The organism is Actinosynnema sp. NPDC091369 (assembly GCF_044757065.1).
Classification (GTDB): Bacteria; Actinomycetota; Actinomycetes; order Mycobacteriales; family Pseudonocardiaceae; genus Actinosynnema.
Window position 1 is genome coordinate 252,273 of record NZ_JBIVUG010000007.1, and the last position, 20,147, is coordinate 272,419.

Genomic DNA, 20,147 nt, shown 5'->3' on the forward strand with positions numbered 1-20,147 from the left:
CGGTGCAACCCCAGTCGTTGACGCCGTCATGTAAACGTTTTATCCTCGGCCGGGTCGCCTCCGGCAGCTCCGCCGGGACCGGACGCGGTCGGTGCGGGGCGACTTCGACACCTCGCTCCGTCTTGATCCGGTCATCACCGGGCAGTTGGTCGACGACCACGCGCGCCTCGTTCCGCCGCCTCCACCACTCACCCGAGGGCATCGAATGAAACGACTGACAAGGGCGTCCGTCGCAGCTTCCGTCGCGACCTTCGCCGTCGCCGCGATCACCGCGGTGTCCACCTCACCGGCCCACGCCGCGACCGTCCGCTACGAGGCGGAGTCCGCCACGTGCGACGGGACCATCGCGTCGAACCACTCCGGCTACTCCGGCACCGGGTTCTGCGACAGCGCCGGCGCCGTCGGCGCTTCGGCCCAGTTCACCGTCACCGCGGCGAGCGCCGGCACCGCGACCCTGGACATCCGCTACGCCAACGGCAACACCGTCGGCCGGCCGGCCGACATCAGCGTCAACGGCACGGTGCGCCACGCCGGCGTGGCGTTCGACAGCACCGGCGGCTGGAACACCTGGGCCACCCGGACGTTGACCGTGCCGGTGAACGCCGGCGGCAACACCGTCCGGCTCGCCGCGACCACCTCGGGCGGGTTGCCCAACGTCGACTACCTGGACGCCACCACCGCGGACGGCAGCGGCGACCCGACGGCCCGGCGGATGGAGAGCCTCGGCCGCGGCGTCGTCGCGGTGCGCTCGGGCAGCAACCAGGTGCTGGTCTCGTGGCGGCTGCTCGGCCTGGACCCGAGCGGGATCGGCTTCAACGTCTACCGCTCCACCGGCGGGGGCGCCGAGGTCAGGATCAACGGATCGGTGCTGACCGGAGGCACCAACTACGTCGACTCGACGGCGAACCTGGCGCAGTCGAACACCTACCGCGTCCGCCCGGTCGTCAACGGCGCGGAGCAGTCGCCCAGCGGCGCGTTCACCCTGCGCGCCAACGCCGCGACCGAGCCGGTGGTCCGCGTGCCGCTGCGCAGCGGCGGCGCGGTCAAGTTCCTCTGGGTCGGCGACCTCGACGGCGACGGCGAGTACGACTACGTGCTGGACCGGCAGACCTCGCCGCAGAAGATCGAAGCCTACCGCCGTGACGGTCGGTTTCTCTGGCAGGTCGACATGGGCCCGAACAGCACCGACCAGAACAACATCGAGGGTGGTTCGGCCACCATCGACGTCGGCCACAACGACGGTGTCACGGTCCAGGACCTCGACGGCGACGGACGCGCCGAGGTCGCGGTGCGCATCGCCAACGGAGTCACGTTCGGCAACGGCGTGCGGTTCACCGACAGCGACAACAACCGCCAGCACATCGCGATCCTCGACGGCATGACCGGCGCGCCCCGCGCCACCGCCCAGGTGCCCACCGACTACCTGGCCGACGGCCCGATGTACGCCCGCTTCGGCGTGGGCTACCTCGACGGCGTCAACCCGAGCCTGGTGGCGTTCATGAAGAACCGCATCGGCAGCGGCGACTTCAACCTCATGTTCACCGCCTGGCGCTTCACCGGCAACGCGCTGACCATGCAGTGGAAGTTCCTGCGGGGCAACCAGAACCTGCCCGACGGCCACAACACCCGCATCATCGACGTGGACGGCGACGGCCGCGACGAGGTCGCCGAGATCGGGTTCGTGCTCAACGGCGACGGCACCCTGCGCTACTCCCTCGGCCCGGCCGGCGTCGTGCACGGCGACCGCTTCCACATCACCGACCTCGACCCGAACCGCCCCGGCCTGGAGGGCTACGCCGTCCAGCAGGACAACCCCAGCGGCCTGCGCGAGTACTACTACAACGCGGCCAACGGCAGCATCATCTGGCGCCACACCGGCTCCGGCGTCGCCGACGTGGGGCGCGGCATGGCGGGCGACGTCGACCCGCGCCACCCCGGCATGGAGGTCTGGTCGTTCGACGGCCTCTACAACGCGGCCACCAACCGCCTCACCCAGTCCGACACGACGTTGCAGCCGTGGCCGCAGCTGGGCCTGTACTGGGACGGCGACACCACCATGGAACTGCTCAACGACGGCAAATTCGAGAAGTGGGACCCGAACAACCCCACGACCACCAGCAGGGTCCCGCGCCTGCTGACGACCTCGCAGTACGGCGCGGTCGACGCCGCCCAGGGCAACTCCCCCGTCCTCCAGGGCGACATCTTCGGCGACTGGCGTGAAGAAGTCCTCTACACCAACGGCAGCTTCACCGAACTGATCATCTTCACCACGAACATCCCGTCCGCCACCAGGCTCTACACGCTGGCCCACAACCCCGCCTACCGCAACGCCATGACGCTCAAGGGCTACATCCAGTCCCACCACGCCGACTACTTCATCGGCGCGGGCATGGCGCAGCCGCCCCGACCGAGGATCACCTACCAGCAGAGGTGACGTACCGGCCCGCAGCACCTCGTCGGGGTGCTGCGGGCCTCACGCAGAGGTCGAGCGGCTGCTGACGCCAGGCTTTCGACTACTTAAGCACTCAAGCTGTCATCCCGCTCCGGCGCGCACACCTGCACTTAAGCGATAAAGCCGCTCACCAGGGCGGATCGTGTCCCGCTCACCCGAACAGAGGTATAACCAGGGCCGAGCGACCTAGTGTGCCTCCTGCATGAGAGCGCTCTCATCGACGTTGTGAGATCGCTCTCATAGCGCTCGCGCCGTGACAAGGAGGTCGCGCCTACACCGAGATCGAGGCGGAGCGGGCCACCTCGCGGTCGGGCGGCACGGTCGAGTCCACCTCGGACACCGCCGGCGGCCAGGACGTCGGCAAGCTCGAGAACGGCGACTCGCTGCGCTTCTCCGGCGTCCGCTTCGGCACGACCGCGGCCACCCAGTTCATCGCCCGGGCGGCGTCGGGCGCGGGCGGATCGGTCAGCGGGCTGGTGGAGGTGCGCATCGGCAGCCCGACCGCGACTCCCGTGGGCGGCTTCGCCATCGCCAACACCGGCGGCTGGCAGTCCTGGCGCACGATCCCGGCCAACATGGCGGGCATGACCGGCACCCAGGACGTCTACGTGACGTTCACCAGCGGCCAACCCTCCGAGTACGTCAGCGTCAACTGGATCAAGTTCTCCTGACCCTCCGGCCCGTGCCGGAGCCGATCACGACGATCGCGCAGCCGACCGCGAGTCCGCGCGCGACCACAACCCGCTCGGGTTGACGACACCGAGGGGCGAGGCCGCGCCTTCGCTTGGAGGACGAGGTGCTCGAACCCGATCCGGGTGTTCCTCGTCCACTGTGGTCTGCTCGCCGGTCGGCGGCCGAGCTCAGCCGCCTACCGCGACCCGGGGCCGCCACCGCTTCCACAGCGCCGTCGCCTCGGCACGGGTCTTGCCGTCCCACACGAGCGAGACGTCCACCGTCATCCGCTCCTCGGACGACGCCGAGACCACGGCCCGCAGCTCCACCGGATCGGTCAGCGGGGACGGCCGCAGGTAGCGGACGTCCAGGCCGGCGGTCACGTAGGACAGCGCGGCGTCGCCGAGCGGCTCCCAACCCCTCTGCTCGGCCTCCAGCATCACGGCAGCCGCACTGTGGCAGTCCAGGACGGTGCAGATGATGCCGCCGTTGAGGAAGCCGAGTCCGTTGTCGTGCTCCGGCCACGGCATGAACGTCGCGGTCACCAACCCGTCCTCCGCCGGGTAGCTGCGCAGTCGCAGGCCGTTGGGGTTGGCGTGGCCGCAGCCGAAGCACGGCAGGGTCGGGTACAGGCGCTCCTGGATGCTGGTCACGGCGTCCACAATAGGCGGACGACGAGGCGGTCCCGCACGTGCTCCGGTGTCGTCACGGATAGGCGTGGACGGGTGATTCCCGGTAGCCGCCGTAGTCCGCGTAGCGCCGGTGCGGCCGGACCGGTTCAGCGGCAGCAGGTCGGGCGACCGGACCCGCGGGACGTGGAAGCCCGGGCGTCGGACGTCCGGTGTGGTCGGATCGCCTGGGCCTGTCCTTCGTGGCCGACGCCCGGGTGCTGCGCATGGCGGCGGCGTTCGAGCAGGCCGCCGACGCCCGGCGGCCACCGCGCTTCCTGCCTGGCCGAGCCGTGACAGGTCGCCCGCTCCGTCCCCGGTTGATCATGGGTGGGACTGTTCGGCGGGCTCCGCAATTCCCTCGTCGGCTGCGGGGCTCGCGCTAGCCTCGGCGACGTGGCCACGTACTACCGCGACGAGCGTGCGGCGCACCGGCAGCCCGCCCTCGTCCCCACGCTCTCCCAGCGCGTCGACGAGGGCTACCGGATCGTCGGTCCCGGCGCGACACTGACCCCGGTCGTGGTGCACGTGCAGTGGTTGGACAACCACCCCGCCGGCCCCGACACCCACGTGATGATCTCGTTCGAGGACGGGACCACCGTCGAATTCCCCTTCGACACGCCCCTCACCGCGGTCTGGCACGACGAACGACGGCCGGTCGCCGCGGCGGAGCTGGCCGCAGCCGCGCCGACCACGTGGGGCACACCGGCCGAACCCTGGCGCTGAGCGCGGGACGCGTCAGACCCGGAACGCCTCGGTGCGCTCCGCGGTCCAGCGCCCGGCGGTGCCCGTGGTCACCCGAACCAGCCGGGCACGTCGACCGGGAACCCGGCGTCGGGCACGACCACGCGCAGGGACGATTCCAGTCGCGCGACCCCGTCCGCGCCGAGCTGCGCCACCCACCGGGCCCGCAGCTCGTCGAAGACCTCCGCCGCCTGGGCCAGGGAGTCGAGCCCGCGGGGGGTGAGCCGGATCAGCTTGCGCCGCCCGTCGCCGGGGTCGTCGACGCGTTCGACGTACCCGAGGGCCGCGAGCCGGTCGACGGTCTTGCCGGCTGCCTGCTTGGAGACGCCCAGTCGGCGTCCGATTTCGCTGGCGGTCGCGCCGCGCACCCCGATCGCCTGCATCGCGAACCCGTACGCGGGCCGCAGGTCGGGGTGCCCGCGCTCGGCCAGCTCGGCGTGCAGCTGGTCGATCAGCGACCGGAACCCGGCGAACAGCAGCAGCGGCAGCTCGAAGCCCGGCGGCTCGGCGGCACCCCGAACGGGCCGGTCAACCACGACGGCCGTCCCGGCGCTCGACAAACTCGACAACCTGGTTTACGGTTTCGACAACCACGTTGACGACTTTACCGGAGGTACCCCGTGTTCGCTCAGCACACGCTCGACAGCGCCCCCGCCGGCTCGCGGCGGCTCATGGAGTCCACGGTCGCGCACCTGGGCCACCTGCCCCCGGCCGTGGCACTGCTCGCCGAATCACCCGAGATGCTCGGCGGCTTCCTGCACGCCAGCGGGCTGTTCGAGAAGAGCACGCTCGACCCGCTCGCCCGGGAGGTCGTGGTGATGACGATCGCCACCCGCAACGACTGCCGGGTCTGCGTCGCCATGCACACCGGCCGGCTCCGCGACCTGGACGCCACGCCGGAGGAGATCGCCGCCCTCCGAACCGGGCAACCGCTGGCCGACGCGCGGCTGGAGACGCTGCGCCGCTTCACCCTCCGCGTGCTCGCCACCGCCGGCGAGGTGCCGGAGGACGAGGTGGCGGAGTTCCTCGACGCGGGCTTCACCACCCGCAACGCGCTGGAGGTGGTCCTCGGCATCGGCACGTACACGATGTCCACCCTGGGCAACCGCCTGGTGCGCGCCTGACCGCGCACCCACCCGGTGTCCTCCCCGACTGCCGCACCGCTCGGCGGCGGGAGGCCATCGGGCCGGTGCGCCCTCGAATCCCGCTCACCCCGCAGACCCGGGAGCGGCTGCGCCACCTGGCCGACGACCCGATCGCATCCCCGATCGCACGCGCCGAAGCCGCTGCCCGCCTCGCTTGAGTACCGTGCGGCGGTGAGCACGAGAACGATCACCTGGGACGAAGCCGTCGAGCTGTTCCGGCGGCGCGGCCTGCCGGAAACCACCTGGGAGAACCTGCACGAGGGCGAGTACGTCCTGCACTCCGGGAACGCCGCCGTCACCGGCAACTTCCCCCTCAACGACGACGAGCCGCACCCCTGGGACGTCTCGTGGGACATCGGTTTCATCGTGGACGGCGACCTGACCGTGTCCGGCGGCGTCTACGACGTGGACGACGGGGCGGCGGCACTGGTCGTGCTCGGCGACCTGCGGGCGGCCGGCATCCACACCACGTGCGACCCGAAGATCGTCGTCACCGGTGACACGACCGCGGGCGTCGTCTTCGGCCGCTACACCGACAAGTACCTGGAGTTCCGCGGGGACCTGCGGGCCACCGTGCAGGTGTGGCAGGACGAGTGCGCCCCCGACCAAGTCGGCGGAACGCTGTCCGGCAGCATCGTCCAGCCGTCCTACGCCGACCACGCCGACCTGAACGCGGCCGAGGTGCGCGACACCGCCGTTCCCCCGGCCGACCTCCTCGTGCCCGAGGTGGTCGCGGCCGGCGGCGAGGTGGACGGCGAGGCGTTGCGCGAGCGACTGGTCGCGGGTCTGCCGGTGCTGGAGGTCTGACACCGCGACGCGGCCGGAAGTGGCTGAGCGTCACACCCTTGACACCGTCGTGTGCTTCCTCGCACACTATGACCGCTTCCGATGTTAACGCAAACATCGGGGGCTCTTCACCCGCCGGAGCGCCGCCGACGTCAGTCGGCGGCGGTGCCGCGCCGGGCAACTGCCGATGGGCCGTCGGCGTTCTCGCCCTGCGGCGCGCTGTCGTGACGACGCTTGGCCGCCGCCCGCGTCACGACCACCGGCGCATCGTCGGCACCGCGAGGAGATCAACGATGAACTCTTCACCCGCACGCGGGGCACGCCTCGCCGCGCCACCGAGCGTCGGCCGCGGGGCAGCGACCCCCCGTCCGTCCACTTCGGACGAATAACCCGCGAAACCCCTTCCCCCACCCTGCACGGCATCGACGTCGGTCGCGGCTGCGCAGCGCGCCCCCGTTCCACCGACCCGGGGAGATCACCCGTGAACAGACAGCTGAAGGTCGGGCACTGGCTGGCCCGGCTCGGCCTGGCCGCGCTCACGGTCGTCGGCGCCGCCGTGGCCGTCGCACCGCCCGCCCAGGCCGCGTCCGGCTACGTCTACACGACGTTCAAGGGCGACGCCGCCGCCGACCAGGAGCTCTGGGTCTACTCGTCGACCAACGGCACGAACTTCAGCGTGCTGGCCGACACGAACTACCGCGGCCCGTCCGGCGTGCTGCGCGACCCGAGCGTCATCCAGCACAACGGGCTGTACTACATCGCCCACACCGTCCAGTCGTGGACCACGAACTCCACGCACTTCAACATCGCCTCCAGCCCCGACCTGGTCAACTGGACGCACGTGGCCAGCGTCAACTCCGGGGTCGCCGACACCCGGTTCACCTGGGCGCCCGAGTTCTACGTCGAGGACGGCACCGTCCGGGTCATCGTGAGCATCGCGCAGACCACGTGCTCCAACTGCTTCCGCCCCTACGTCTTCACCGCCCAGAACAGCGCGTTGACGTCCTGGAGCGGACCGGTGCAGATGGGTGGCCTCGGCTACAACTACATCGACACCTACGTGGTGAAGTCGGGCAGCACCTACCACGCCTTCGCCAAGAACGAGACCTCCAAGTACATCGAGCACTGGACCAGCGCGAGCCTCACCGGCGGGTGGAGCAACCGGGGCCAGTTGTGGAGCTCGGGCTACGAGGGCCCGGCCGTGCTGCGCATGGGCGACGGCTCCTGGCGCATCTGGGTCGACAAGTACACCAACGGCGGCATCTGGACGGCCACCAGCTCGAACCTGGACTCCTGGTCCGGCCTGAGCCAGATCACCTGCCCGGGGTGCCGCCACGGCACGATCCTGCCGGTGGCCGACGTGCCCGGCTCGGCGCCCGCCCACCGGGTGACCAACCGCAACAGCGGCCGGGTGATGGACGTCGTCTCCGCCTCCACCGCGGACAACGCCGAGGTCAAGCAGTGGACCTGGAACGGCGGCGGCAACCAGAAGTGGGTGTTCCAGGACGCGGGCGGCGGCTACGTCCGCGTGGTCAACCAGAACAGCGGCAAGTGCCTTGACGTGGCGAGCGCCTCCACCGCCGACGGGGCCAACGTCATCCAGTACTCGTGCGGCGGCGGCACCAACCAGCAGTGGCAGCTCGTCACGAGCGGCAGCTACTTCCAGCTGCGGGCGCGGCACAGCGGCAAGTGCCTCGACGTCGTCGGCTCCGGCACCGGCGACGGCGCCGACATCCAGCAGTACACCTGCGGCAGCGGCGCCAACCAGCAGTGGAGCCGCACGCAGGTCTGAGCCCGGTCCGCAACCAGCGATGGGACACACCCGATGACACCGATCATCCGATCACTGGTCGCCCTGGTGGTGACCGCGTTCACCGCGGCGGCGAGCCTCGTCGTCCTCACCTCGCCCGCCAGTGCGGCGACCAACCAGTTCCGGGGCATGAACTGGGCCGTGCTGGGCGACAACTTCAGCACCGGCACGCTCGTCGTGCAGGGCCTGAGCATCTCCGACAGCAACGCGACCGTGCGGACGAAGGCCAACGCCCTCTACGACGACATGTCCGCCACCATGGGGGTCAACACCGTCCGGCTGCCCATCAACACCCACACCGTGGCCAACACGACGTGGTGGAACGCCTACCGCGGCGCGATCGACGCCGCCACCGAGCGCGGGTTCAAGGTCATCCTCGCCTACTGGGAGGACGGCGCGGCCTCCGGCGGCAGGATCACGAACCTGGCCGCGTGGAACACGATGTGGTCCAGCGTGACCAACACCTACGGCTCGAACCCCAACGTCTACTTCGAGCCGATGAACGAGCCGCACGGCTACTCCTCGGCCGACTGGCGCACCGTCGCGGCCAACTGGCTCGCCTACCACACCTCCGCGGTGCCCGGCCGGGTGCTCATCGGCGGCACCGGGTACAGCCAGGACCTGCGCGACGTGTGCAACGACAGCCGCTTCAACTCCACGCTGCTGTCGTTCCACCACTACGCCTTCTTCTACGGCAGCATGACCTACGACCAGTTCCGCAGCCACATCCAGACGCGGCTGGGCAACTGCGCCTCCCGCGCCGTCGCGACCGAGTTCGGCGCGCCCATGTCCACCGGCCTGAACTACAGCGACGCGAACAGCACCGACAACTTCGTCCGCCACATCCGCGCCATGGCGCAGGTCATGCGGGACAACCGGATGGGCGGCACCTACTGGCCCGCCATCGGTGGCAAGCCCGGCACCATCGGGTACGACCACTACTCGATGTACGCCCTCAGCGGCAGCGGCACCGACCTCAACCTGACCATCCGCAACAACTCCGGCGCGGACCGGATCCGGTACGCCTGGGGTGACGGCTCCACGAACCCGCCGGCCACGTACTACCGGGTCGACGTGCGCCACAGCGGCAAGGCCATGGACGTCCAGCAGCCCAACACCGACAACGGCGCGCGCGTCGGCCAGTACGCCTACGGCGGCAACGCGTGGCAGCAGTGGGAGTTCCAGGACGCGGGCAGCGGTTACTGGCGGCTGGTCAGCCGGCACAGCGGCAAGTGCCTGGACGTGGTGAGCGCGTCCACCGCCGACGGCGCCGAGCTCGTCCAGTACACCTGCGGCAGCGGCACGAACCAGCAGTTCCAGATGGTCGCGAACGGCAGCTGGTTCCAGCTCCGGGCGCGGCACAGCGGCAAGTGCGTGGACGTGCCGTCCGCCTCGACCGCCGACGGCGTGGTCCTCAAGCAGTACACGTGCAACACGGGCACGAACCAGCAGTGGTCGCGCACGGCCGTCTGACGGTCGTCCCGACGTGACCGCGCCCCCGGCGCCGGGCTACCGTGCCCGGCGCCGGGGGGTGTCCGTCGGTCGACGGGGTCCGCGGTCAGACCGAGTAGCCGAGGACGCCCTCGACGACCTGGCCCTCGCAGGTGGCGCTGGACGAGTCGAAGTGGTTGCCGTTGCCCGCCACGAGGCAGCGGCGGATCGGGTGGTTGGCGCCGGAGGCCGGGGCGTCGAGCAGGTAGCCGATCACGCCGACGACCGTGGTGCCCTCGCAGTTGGCCGCGAGCGAGGTCATGTAGTCCCAGCCGCCGACCAGGCACTGGTAGATCGGGTGGGTGCCGGGCGCGGCCGCGGTGGCGACCGTGCCGAGGCCGCCTTCGAGGGCGTAGCCGGCGGGCGCGGACGTGCCGCTGGCGTGGTCACCGCCCTTGCGGTAGCGGTTGAGGGTCACCTTGCCGGGCGGCTGGGTGCCGCCGTTGTCGACGAACAGCAGGCGGTTGGGCGAGCCCGTGCCCGGGTTCTGCACGACGTTCGGCGTGGCCGCGTTCACGATCGCCGCGGCGACCTGGGCCGGGGTGGCGGCGGGGTTGGCCGCCAGGTGCAGGGCCGCGACGCCCGCGACGTGCGGCGACGCCATCGACGTCCCGCTGATCGTGTTGGTCGCGGTGTCGCTGGTCGCCCAGGCGCTGGTGATGCCGACGCCGGGCGCGAACAGGTCGGTGCAGGTGCCCCAGTTGGAGAAGGTGGCACGCGGGTCGGTGCGGTCGGAGGCGTTGACGGTCAGCGCCTCCGGGACGCGGGCCGGGGAGAAGCCGCACGCGTCGGCGTTGGAGTTGCCCGAGGCCACCGCGTAGGTGACGCCGGAGGCGATGGAGTTGGCGACCGCGGTGTCCAGGGCGGGCTGCGCGCCGCCGCCGAGGCTCATGTTGGCCACCGCCGGGCCGGAGCGGTTCGCGGTCACCCAGTCGACGCCCGCGACGACGCCGGCCGTGGTGCCGGACCCGGCGCAGTTGAGCACCTTGACCGCCACCAGCTTGACCGACTTGGCGATGCCGTGGGCCGCGCCGCCGACCGTGCCCGCGACGTGCGTGCCGTGGCCGTGGCAGTCGGAGTCGTTGCCGTCACCGCTGGTGTTGGCGCCCCAGGTGGCCCGGCCGCCGAAGTCGGCGTGCGTGGTGCGGATGCCCGTGTCGATGATGTACGCGGTGACACCGGACGCCGTGGTCGGGTAGGTGTAGGAGTTGTCCAGCGGCAGGTTGCGCTGGTCGACGCGGTCCAGGCCCCAGGAGGGCGTGGGGCTCTGCGTGGCGTCGGCGGTGACCACGACGTCCTGCTGCACGAGCGCGACGCGGGGGTCGCCCGCGAGCTTCGCGGCCTGCTCGGGGGTCGCGGTGACGGCGAAGCCGTTCAGCGCGTGGGTCCACACGTCGCGGATCCGGCCGCCGTGGGCGTCGACGACCGACGTGGCGGCCACGCCGTTGTGGAGCACGACGACGTAGCTGCCCGGGACGGCCTCGGCCCCGGCGACGGTGACGACTGCTCCGGTCGTGCCGGCGGACGCGGTCGGGGTGAGCGCGGTCGCGGCCGCGACGACGGCCGTGGTGACGAGTGCCAGCCTGGTGGGTCTGGGACGTGATCTCAACGCTGCCCTCCTGAAGCATCGGGGAGTGGATCACGGACCGGCCAGACGCTACGGACGGACCCCGGCCGAGCGCACCGGTCGCGGACGGGAAGCGGCTGAACAGCGCGCGAATTCGCCTGAGCAGCCGCACCGGCCGCCGTCCCTACGGTCGCAGGACCACGCCGACCTCGCCCCGATCGCCGCGCGGACCGCGCTTCTTCGGCCTCACGGCCCGGCCGGCTCACCGACGGTAACCGTTGGGGGGCAGAGGTTCGGAGGTCCGCACCGCCCGCTCGTCCGGTCCGCTCACGGCGCTGGGCCGGCACGGTGACATCGGGGTGGTGTCCGGCGGCGGCGGTGGCATCCTGGCCCGGTGTCCGGCCGGTGGCGCCCGGACGCCTCCCCGGGAGGACGTATGCGACGGCTGCTCGCGATCCTGTTCGCACTGGTGCTGGTCCCGCTGGTGCCGATCCCCCCGACCGCCTCGGCCGAACCGTGGTCCGGTCCGACGTCGACGATCGCCAACCGCAACGGCCGCAAGGTCATCCAGCTCTGCGACCAGGGCGGGGCGTGCCGCACCACGACCCCGTTCTTCATGGCCCTGAACTCGCAGAGCGTCCCGGTCGGCAACGGTGACTGGTCGTACTTCGACTACCAGGCCCGGCTCGCGGCGGCCAACACGGCGGCGGCGGACATGAACGTCGCGCCCATGTTGCAGGTGCACCTGATGAGCACCAGCGACGCGTTCATCGACCAGTTGGCGGGCCGGCTCAACGCGCTCAACCCCAGGCCGTACCTGATGGTCCGGATGTACCTCCAGGACGCGCCCGCCTTCGGCCGCGAAGCGGTGAAGATGAAGGACCTCCAGGGCAACGTGCGGGACGACACGAACGGCGCGGGCCACCCGTGGTCGCTCAACGAGGCGTGGCTCGCCTACCAGGAGGAGCAGATCTCCCGCGTGCTGACGCGCATGGACACCCGCTACCCCGGGCGGGTGATGGGGGTGCTCATCGCCTACGCCAACGGTGGCGAGTGGTTCTACCGGCCGTACGGCTACGACGACACCGCCGGGAGGATGCTGGACTGGGGCGACCCGAGGCTGTGCGGCCCCGTGCCCGGCGCGGCCCCGCGGTGCGGCATGTTCCCGTGGACCAACGACTCCGGCTCCCAGCCCGGCGCGATCGGCCGCCACCACTTCTACCTGGGCGACTACTCGGCCGGTGCCGAGGCGGGCTTCTGCTCGTGGAGCGGCCTGCCCGCGAGCCTGGTCCCCCAGTGCCGGTCGGCCACCCCGACCGAGCGCAACAACGCCGTCCCCGGCCAGGTCCCCCCGGTCTCCGGCGCGTCCCGCGGCACGATCCTCGACCCGGCGGACCCGAACTCGCTGCGCGCGGCGAAGCACAACCAGTACCAGTCGTCGCGCACGGTCTCCGCGATCACCCGGCTGCTCGCCAAGGCCAAGCAGGTCACCGGCAACCGCGTCCTCACCGCGGCCTTCTACGGCTACCAGTACGGCCTGGGCACCGAACTGCCCGTCAGCGGGCACAACGACCTCACGACCCTGGTCAACAGCCCGAGCGTGGACATCATCAGCGGCCCCTACTCCTACCGCGAGAGCCGCCTGCTCCCCCGCGGGTTCGTGCCGCAGGGCATCACCGACACGATGAGGCTGTCCAACAAGCTGTGGATGGACGAGGACGACACCCGCACGTTCCTCGCGTGCGAGGTGAGCTGCCAACCCGTCCCGTTCCAGACCGTCACGAACCTGTGGGACAGCATCCGGGTGCTGCGGCGCAACCTGATCGCGGCCGGGATCGGCGGCCGGGCCGTGCACCTGCTCGACCTCCAGGGCGTCGGCTGGTTCGGCCGCCCCGACCGGACGGGCGACTCCGAGGCGCTGTGGGCCAACCTCCAGTCGGTGTTCCGGGCCGTCGACAAGATCCGGCACGGCGGCGCGAACGCCTACCGACCGCAGGTGGCGGTGTTCGTGGACGACGTGTCGCCCAACTACCAGGCCGCGCTCACGCCGGCCGGCGAGAACTCGTACGGGTTCGCGGGCGACCAGCTGCCCAACCTCGTGGAGGACCTGACCCGGCTGGGCACGCCCGTCCGGCACTACCTGCTCAGCGACCTGGCCAAGGGCACCCTCGACCTGAGTGCCATCAAGCTCGCCGTGCTGCCCAACGCCTACGTCGTGCCGTCCGCCGTGCGCTCGGCGATCAACACCAGGCTCAAGACGCCCGGCCGCACCGTGCTGACCCTCTACGCCGCCGGGTACGTGCAGGACGACCAGGCCGCCTCGACCGCGTCGATGGCCGCGCTCACCGGCATCACCGTCGCCAAGGGCTCGGGCACTCCCGCGCTGACCCAGAACTACTCTTTCGTCGGCCAGACCGGCGGTCCCGGCTACCCGCTGACGCCGTGGTTCACCGTCACCGACCCGGCCGCGACGACCCTGGGCACCTACCAGGCGGGCGGGGTGTCGTTGGCGCGCAAGACCATCCCGGTCAGCGGCGGCAGCTACACCTCCGTCTACGCCGCCGCGCCCAAGCTGCCGCTCGTCGCGCTGCGCCGGATCAGCGAGGACGCCGGCGTCCACCACTTCGCGCCGGTCGGCGACTCGGTGGAGGCCGAGGGCAACGTGGTCGCCGTCCACGCGGGCACCTCCGGCTCGAAGACCGTCCGCCTGCCCGGCTCCATGCCCCGCGTGCACGAGACCGCCCTGTACCCCGACGACGTCGAGATGTGCCGCAACTGCGCGGAGCTGTCCAACCAGGCGTTCAACGAGGGCGACACCCGGGTGTTCCGCTGGACCTCGCCGCCGCGGGGCAACTTCGAGCTGCTCACCGGCACGACGGTCGAGGGGTGGGCGGCCGACGTCGACCTGCCCGCCACCTCGTCGGCGGTCTCCGTGTACCGGGGCGGCCCGGCGGGGACCGGCACCTACCTGGGCGAGTTCCCGACCACCACCGACCGACCGGACGTCAACGCCTACTTCGGCACCACCGGCGTGCACGGCTTCCGCTTCACCGTGCCGAGCTGCCCGCCGGGCACCCCGGTACACGTCTACGCCGTGGACCCGGAAGGTGCGGCCGGGGACGGCGCCACCTACCTGGGTGGCCGCACCTGCACTTGACGCCGATGACCGTGCGGGGGGAAGGGGTTGCCACGGGCGGGTGATCCGGTCGGCGCGACCGCGAACCGCGCGGTGGAGGCGTGTTACGTTCGCCGGGACGTGCACCGCCACGTCCACAGCCGCCGGAGGGCGTGCGGTCGCACGAGTGGTTCCCTGCTACCGCTGAGGAGTCCCGTGAACACCACCTCCGGCATCGGACGCAAGACCGCGCAGCGGCTGCGGCGCCTCACGGCCGCCGTGGGCATCGCCGCTCTCCTGCTCCCCGCGCAGCCCGCCTTCGCCGCCGAGCGGGCCGCACCCGACGAGTGCCAGTTCTCGACCCTGGGGCGGACGGGGCTGCGTGCCGCCGACCCGAGCGTGATCCGCGTCGGCGGCACGTACATCGCGGCCCACGTCGGCGACGGCGGGATCCGGGTGCGCCAAGCCTCGTCCCCCGACGGCCTGGCGGCCGCGCCCGCGCGGACGGTGTGGCGCGACGCGGGCAACCTCGGCTCGGTGTGGGCGCCGGAGATCGTCCGCGACGGCGGTCGCTACTACATCTACTTCACCGCCGGCAACGACGCCGGGCACCGCATGTACGCGATCAGCTCCACCTCGCCGGACACCGGATACACCACCACCGCGGTGGAGCTCGCCCTGCCGGGTGACCGGTGGGCGATCGACGGCGTGCCCGTGACGTTCAACGGTCAGCGCTACTTCATCTGGTCGGGCTGGGAGTGCACCACCAACGTCGAGCAGAACCTCTACATCGCCCGCATGGCCGACCCGCTCACGCCGATCGGCGCGCGGTACGTCATCTCGCAGCCGCGCGAGCCGTGGGAGCGGGTGGTCGGCGACCCGTTCATCAACGAGGCGCCGGAGGTCATCAAGGACCCCAACGGCCAGTTGCACGTCGCCTACTCCGCCAACGGCAGTTGGAGCGAGCAGTACTGCATCGCGGACCTGCGGCTGCGCGCCGGGGGCGACCCGACCTACGTGTGGGACTGGTACAAGTCGAACGGCTGCCTGTTCGGCTCGAACCGGGCGACCATGATGACCGGGTGGGACCCGACGCTGTACGTCAACGGCCCGGGCCACCACACGTTCGTGCTGCTCGACGGGGACATCGCGACCAGCCCGCCGGCGGGCCCCAAGTTCCCGATGATGTACCACGGGGTGCCCAAGGGCACGCCGTACCACTGGGACAACCGCTACTGGTACACCGGCACGTTCGTGTGGTGGGGCAACACGACCTACCGCCGCGCCAACGTCCCGGGCCCCACGTCCGACACCGGGTGGAGCCTGAAGTTCTTCGAGTGACCCGGGCGGAGGAGCTGTCCGCGGAGGAGCTGTCCTCGGTGGACCGTCAGCCGGTCCCCGCGGACAGCTCCCTGGCCTCCGGCGGCTCCTGGCCCAGCCCGTACAGCCACGGCTGGTGGTCGGGCGGCTGGTACACCTGGGGCGCGGAGTCGCATCTGATGAAAGCGGATGTTCGGTGAATGACCTGGTGACCTGCGGCAACATGGCAGCGCCACCGCACAAGGAAGCGACGGCCTGACCAGAAAGTTGCTTGCTTCCTCACTTCTGGTAAAAGATCCTCCATCAGAAGTCAGGAAGTGTTTCCCCTGGCAGCTAACTCATGATCGGTTGATGACTTTCCGAACGTTGTGCAGGTAAGCCACGTCGATCCGTGAGTTGGTCGATAGTCGTGGCCGGGTCGTCGCAAGATTCACCCCGACCGCACTGACGAACAGAGATAGCCAAGACCAGTCGGGAGACAGGTATTGGCCTCCCGCAGCGGTGCCAAGCCCGATCAGCGCCGCCAGCGACTGCCTGCGCCACCGAAACCGTCCGCCCGCGTGCCGGAAATCCCGTATCGCGGCCGCAACCTCATCCGCGAGATCCCTGAGCAGCGCCTCTCGGTCCGGGGCGGCACGCTTGAGTTCGGCGACGAGCCGGTCGACACCGGCCATCAGCCGACGGCGCTCGTCGTCGTACCGCTGCCGGAACGCCACAATCGACTCGAGGCTGGTGTCCGGGTCGGGGACCGGGAACAGCTCGCCGAGGTCGACCACCCCGCACCACTGGAGATCCTCGTGACGGTGGGCGGTGGCCAGCTGGTGCGCGCTGACTCTGTCGGTATGGGGCCGGAGGTCCGGGCGAAGCTCGGAGATGTAGCTGGCCATCACCGACAGGACAAGGTGCTGAACCGTGGCGGAAACCCGCACCGCCCTGGTGCCGATCAACTCGGCCACACCGCGTCTTTTCAACCTAAGCGCGAGACTGAGGCCGATCTTCGATGTCAGCAGCATCGTCATCGACATCGGGGCATCAGCAGGAATCAGGAGGTCATCCGACGGAAGGTCGTGCAACGTTCTCTCCAGAACGTCCAGCACGGTTTCCGTCTCATCTCCCGAAAGCGGGGAACTCCACGCATCGTGCACGTCACCGCTATCCAGAAATGAGACGGGGCTGTAGAAGTCGGGCATCCGTTCCCGCACCACAGCCGGGAGCGCGTCGATGGCCTCTTGGGAGGCAACCTCGGGAACGATTGTGGACAACGAATCGCTGTAGAGAAGAGCTCGCACCAGGACCGGACGCGGCGCCTGGATGAACGGGTAATACAGCATTCCAGCCATGAGCCCTGCAGTGTACGACGCTGATCTCGCCGAGCTTGAGACCTCGTGGTCACTCGCGGTTCCTCGCAGGCGGATCACCGACCAGACCGGGGTCGGTGATCCGGTGCGGCGGCGAGGTCCTAGTAGCATCGAGTCCTCGAAGACCGTGGCGCGCGGCTCCAGCAGCGACCGCAGCCGTTCCGCGGCGGGGCTGTCCGCGCCGGCGTGCGCCAGGAAGAAGTCCCACTCCAACCCCGGTCCCACCTCACCGCGCGGCGCCCCTCGCAGTCACTGTGTCGGTCGGACCCCGCCCGGCGCTACGCCTTGATGTCGGGGCGGAGCCCGCCACGTCGTTGCTAGAGTTCGCCGGCCGGCCGCGGGACTCCGGTGCGACTTCCGGAACCCGCCTCTGAAGCGATGATTCGCTGATCGCGCCCCCACTCCCCGGCCGGCCTCGAACCCTCTCCCGGAGCGTGCACGCATGGACGCCATCACCGCCGACGACATGCTGATGTTCATCAACGCGGCGACGACGTCCACGGCGCAGCGCGAGTTCCACGGCGGGGCCGAGGAGCAGCGGTTGTCGCTGGACTTCCTGCACGACTACGTGATCGGCAACTACCGAGACCTGTACGCCGCCGCGCTGGCCCTGGACATCAACGACCACAACGCCGCCCTGATGGTCCGCAAGCTGCTGGAGACCGCCAATGAGGCGACCGGCGACCAGCGGCGCGTCGAGGGCGCGCTGATCGCGCGGCGCCTGCGGGTGATGCCGCCGCAGCGGGTGTACGACCTGTTCCGCGCGCTGCGCCGGGCACGGGTGAACAACCGGCGCACCCGCGCGATCATCCGGGAGTGGGTCGCGGCCCGGCCCGACCCGGTGTTCGACGCGGTGAAGTACCGCACCGGCCTGAAGCGGGCGCTGCGGCACGCGCACGTCGCGCCGGACGGCGAGCTGGGCCCGTTCCTGTTCACCGGTCGGCACCGCCGGTACGAGACCCCGCTGCTGGAGACGTGGCGGCGGGCGCACTACGAGCAGGCGTCGGTGTACGAGCTGCCCTACACCGTGGCCGAGGGGTTCGCCGCCCGGCACCGGATCGACCGGGCGACGTTCCTGCGGCGCATCGCGCCCCGGATGACCCGGCTGGAGCGGCTGCGGGTGCAGCAGGCCGCGCGCCGGGACGGGGCCGAGGTGGCGGTCGACCTCGGGTCGATGCCGCTGACCCGGCTGGCCTCCTACGTCCTGTCGCTGCCGGTGCCCGAGCGGGTCGACCGGCGCGGCGAGCTGACCGGGGCGCTGCGCGCCGCCGCGGTGCGGGCCGCCGGGCGGGTCGCGGGCGGGTGGGGCCGGGTCGCGGCGGTGCTGGACGACAGCTTCTCGGCGTCCGGTTCCGGGCAGAAGCGCCGCCGGCCGCTGGCGGTCGCGCTGGCCTGCCACTACCTGCTGGCCGAACTGGCGACCGAGTACGTCCCGCTGTGGACCTCGGGACGCACCGACGCCCTGCTGACCTACCCGTACGGGATGACTCCGCTGGGCGACCGGGTGCTCGACGCGCTGGAGCACGCGCCGGACCGGCTGCTGATCGTCTCCGACGGCTGGGACAACGCGCCGTACGGGCTCGCGTCGGAGGTGCTGCGGGTGTGGCGGGCGCGCCTCGACCCGGACCGCCGGGTGGTCGCGGTGCACCTCAACCCGGTGTACGACGCGGCCGACTTCGACGTGAAGCGGCTGGCCCCGGCGGTGCCGACCGTCGGCGTGCGCGACGCGGAGGACGTGCCCGCCCTGGTCGAGTTCGCCCGGTTCACCGAGGGCCGGACCGGGTCCGCGGACCTGCGCGCGCACTTCGACGACCGGGTGGCCCGGTTCCTGGAGGAGGGGTGACGGTGGAGCTCGACCTGACCGGGCTGACCACGAGGGCGGCGCAGGTGTGGGGCGGGGTCCGGCTCGTGCCCGTGACGCGGGACGAGCCGATCACCGGGCTGCGGCTGCACGCGCGCGCCTACGGCGACGAGCCGGGCGTGGTCGAGGTGGGTCCGCGCACGCACTACACGTCCTACATCCCGCACGGCTTCGTGGCGACGTGGTCCGACGACGACACCCCGGTCGCGGCCTACGGCACGCAGCTCGACCGCGGCGGCGCCGGCGACGACCGCCCGGCGCGCGGCCTGCGGCTGCGCTTCCACCGCCGGATGGCGCGCCGCGTCGAGCGCAACAGGCTGCGGTTCCTGCCCCTGCACGTGGCGGTCGAGGGGTACCTGGCGCTGCACTTCGGCGGCCCGGAGATCGTGTGGGACGAGTGGTCGCAGCGCGCGATCCGCCGGGGCCTGTCGCCGCGCGTGGAGGAGGCGTACCTCGGCGCCGAGGTCGAGGGCCTGGCGGACGCGCTGAAGCACTTCGAGATCCACCCGGGCCAGTGCGGCGTGCTGGTGTACGTGGCCGACGCGCCGGCCTCGGCGTTCGTCGTGCCGCACCCGGACGACTACCGGGCGCTGCACGCCACGCTGCTCCAGGACATGTACGGCGAGCTGGTGCACCACTACGCGACCCTGGCATCGCCCTCGCCCCGGTTCGACGTGCGGCTGCCCGACGACGTGGCGTCGGTGGCGGACCTGCGTGCGGCGGCGGCGCGGGAGCAGGCGGAGTGGGCGCGGTTCCACGACACGACGATGGCCGCCGGGCTGCTGGGCGAGACCTACGCGACGAGCCGCGTGTACCGGGCGGGCGACTACACGCTGTCCCGGTTCCTGCCGACGTTCCGGCTCAAGGAGGAGAACCACATCGGCGAGCTGATCACCGACCGCGACGGCCGCACGGCCTACCTGAAGACGTTCCGCCTCTCCGAGTCCCAGATCCGCCGCGGCCACCTGCTGACCACCCTGGCCGCGCACGACTGGCACCTGGCGACCGCCGCGGTCGCGTCGGGCGTCACCGAGCACCAGCTGGGCCTGCGCCTGGCCGGGGCGGGCTTCGGCGCGCTGCTGCGCGAGGACGTGCTGGCCCGCTACCGGGCGCAGAATGACCCGCGACGCAGCACGAGGACCTGAGGGGACGACCCGC

At 71.3% G+C, this 20,147-nt stretch carries 16 protein-coding genes; 12 read left to right on the forward strand and 4 right to left on the reverse strand.

Going from position 1 to position 20,147, the window contains the following annotated elements; translation table 11 throughout:
* Nucleotides 1-205 precede the first annotated feature (205 nt).
* Nucleotides 206-2,434: a rhamnogalacturonan lyase family protein gene (locus tag ACIQMJ_RS27165; protein WP_499763816.1), complete on the forward strand. Its 2,229-nt coding sequence runs from the start codon at nt 206-208 to the stop codon at nt 2,432-2,434.
* A 299-nt stretch (nt 2,435-2,733) separates the two neighbouring features.
* Complete coding sequence (locus ACIQMJ_RS27170) at nt 2,734-3,123, forward strand: carbohydrate-binding protein (RefSeq protein ID WP_499763922.1); 390 nt, start codon at nt 2,734-2,736, stop codon at nt 3,121-3,123.
* Between the two features lie 189 nt (nt 3,124-3,312).
* On the opposite strand, the gene ACIQMJ_RS27175 is transcribed toward ACIQMJ_RS27170, so the two are convergent.
* Nucleotides 3,313-3,777, reverse strand: a complete 465-nt coding sequence (locus ACIQMJ_RS27175; RefSeq protein WP_499763817.1) for a PaaI family thioesterase — start codon at nt 3,775-3,777, stop codon at nt 3,313-3,315.
* Nucleotides 3,778-4,188: 411 nt separating this feature from the next.
* Here ACIQMJ_RS27175 and ACIQMJ_RS27180 point away from each other — a divergent pair, with 411 nt between their 5' ends.
* Nucleotides 4,189-4,518, forward strand: a complete 330-nt coding sequence (locus tag ACIQMJ_RS27180) for a hypothetical protein (protein WP_499763818.1) — start codon at nt 4,189-4,191, stop codon at nt 4,516-4,518.
* 68 nt (nt 4,519-4,586) lie between these two features.
* Here the strand turns inward: ACIQMJ_RS27180 and ACIQMJ_RS27185 are convergent, their stop codons facing one another.
* Nucleotides 4,587-5,072 carry a MarR family winged helix-turn-helix transcriptional regulator gene (locus ACIQMJ_RS27185; RefSeq protein ID WP_499763819.1) on the reverse strand — a complete coding sequence of 162 codons (486 nt, stop codon included), beginning with the start codon at nt 5,070-5,072 and terminating at the stop codon, nt 4,587-4,589.
* An 84-nt stretch (nt 5,073-5,156) separates the two neighbouring features.
* Between ACIQMJ_RS27185 and ACIQMJ_RS27190 the strand changes: the two genes are divergently transcribed.
* The 4 genes from ACIQMJ_RS27190 to ACIQMJ_RS27205 all read left to right on the forward strand — a co-directional run bounded on the left by ACIQMJ_RS27190 (nt 5,157) and on the right by ACIQMJ_RS27205 (nt 9,750).
* Nucleotides 5,157-5,660, forward strand: a complete 504-nt coding sequence (locus ACIQMJ_RS27190) for a carboxymuconolactone decarboxylase family protein (protein WP_499763820.1) — start codon at nt 5,157-5,159, stop codon at nt 5,658-5,660.
* A 192-nt stretch (nt 5,661-5,852) separates the two neighbouring features.
* Nucleotides 5,853-6,488, forward strand: coding sequence for a hypothetical protein (locus ACIQMJ_RS27195; protein WP_499763821.1), 636 nt, complete (start codon nt 5,853-5,855; stop codon nt 6,486-6,488).
* A gap of 460 nt (nt 6,489-6,948) precedes the next feature.
* Complete coding sequence (locus ACIQMJ_RS27200; RefSeq protein ID WP_499763822.1) at nt 6,949-8,259, forward strand: RICIN domain-containing protein; 1,311 nt, start codon at nt 6,949-6,951, stop codon at nt 8,257-8,259.
* A gap of 33 nt (nt 8,260-8,292) precedes the next feature.
* Nucleotides 8,293-9,750 carry an RICIN domain-containing protein gene (locus ACIQMJ_RS27205; protein WP_499763823.1) on the forward strand — a complete coding sequence of 486 codons (1,458 nt, stop codon included), beginning with the start codon at nt 8,293-8,295 and terminating at the stop codon, nt 9,748-9,750.
* Nucleotides 9,751-9,835: 85 nt separating this feature from the next.
* On the opposite strand, the gene ACIQMJ_RS27210 is transcribed toward ACIQMJ_RS27205, so the two are convergent.
* Complete coding sequence (locus ACIQMJ_RS27210) at nt 9,836-11,377, reverse strand: S8 family peptidase (RefSeq protein ID WP_499763824.1); 1,542 nt, start codon at nt 11,375-11,377, stop codon at nt 9,836-9,838.
* A 394-nt stretch (nt 11,378-11,771) separates the two neighbouring features.
* Here ACIQMJ_RS27210 and ACIQMJ_RS27215 point away from each other — a divergent pair, with 394 nt between their 5' ends.
* The 3 genes from ACIQMJ_RS27215 to ACIQMJ_RS27225 all read left to right on the forward strand — a co-directional run bounded on the left by ACIQMJ_RS27215 (nt 11,772) and on the right by ACIQMJ_RS27225 (nt 15,970).
* A complete protein-coding gene (locus ACIQMJ_RS27215) occupies nt 11,772-14,492 on the forward strand; it encodes a hypothetical protein (protein WP_499763825.1) in 2,721 nt (906 codons plus the stop codon).
* Nucleotides 14,493-14,666: 174 nt separating this feature from the next.
* Entirely contained in the window at nt 14,667-15,791 is a 1,125-nt protein-coding gene (locus ACIQMJ_RS27220) for a glycoside hydrolase family 43 protein (RefSeq protein ID WP_499763826.1), read from the forward strand.
* Complete coding sequence (locus ACIQMJ_RS27225) at nt 15,788-15,970, forward strand: hypothetical protein (protein WP_499763827.1); 183 nt, start codon at nt 15,788-15,790, stop codon at nt 15,968-15,970. Before ACIQMJ_RS27220 ends, ACIQMJ_RS27225 begins: the two co-directional genes overlap by 4 nt.
* Nucleotides 15,971-16,108: 138 nt before the next feature.
* Here the strand turns inward: ACIQMJ_RS27225 and ACIQMJ_RS27230 are convergent, their stop codons facing one another.
* Nucleotides 16,109-17,341 (reverse strand): hypothetical protein, encoded by a 1,233-nt coding sequence (locus ACIQMJ_RS27230; RefSeq protein ID WP_499763828.1) that lies wholly within the window; start codon nt 17,339-17,341, stop codon nt 16,109-16,111.
* Between the two features lie 229 nt (nt 17,342-17,570).
* Between ACIQMJ_RS27230 and ACIQMJ_RS27235 the strand changes: the two genes are divergently transcribed.
* On the forward strand, nt 17,571-18,971 hold the full coding sequence (locus ACIQMJ_RS27235; protein ID WP_499763829.1) for a hypothetical protein: 1,401 nt from the start codon (nt 17,571-17,573) through the stop codon (nt 18,969-18,971).
* Nucleotides 18,968-20,134: an ARPP-2 domain-containing protein gene (locus tag ACIQMJ_RS27240; protein WP_499763830.1), complete on the forward strand. Its 1,167-nt coding sequence runs from the start codon at nt 18,968-18,970 to the stop codon at nt 20,132-20,134. Before ACIQMJ_RS27235 ends, ACIQMJ_RS27240 begins: the two co-directional genes overlap by 4 nt.
* Nucleotides 20,135-20,147: the final 13 nt, after the last annotated feature.

Coding starts and splice junctions, on each gene's coding strand:
- ACIQMJ_RS27165 (WP_499763816.1), top strand. CDS start 206: ATGAAACGACTGACAAGGGCGTCCGTCGCAGCTTCCGTCGCGACCTTC.
- ACIQMJ_RS27205 (WP_499763823.1), top strand. CDS start 8,293: ATGACACCGATCATCCGATCACTGGTCGCCCTGGTGGTGACCGCGTTC.
- ACIQMJ_RS27215 (WP_499763825.1), top strand. CDS start 11,772: ATGCGACGGCTGCTCGCGATCCTGTTCGCACTGGTGCTGGTCCCGCTG.
- ACIQMJ_RS27235 (WP_499763829.1), top strand. CDS start 17,571: ATGGACGCCATCACCGCCGACGACATGCTGATGTTCATCAACGCGGCG.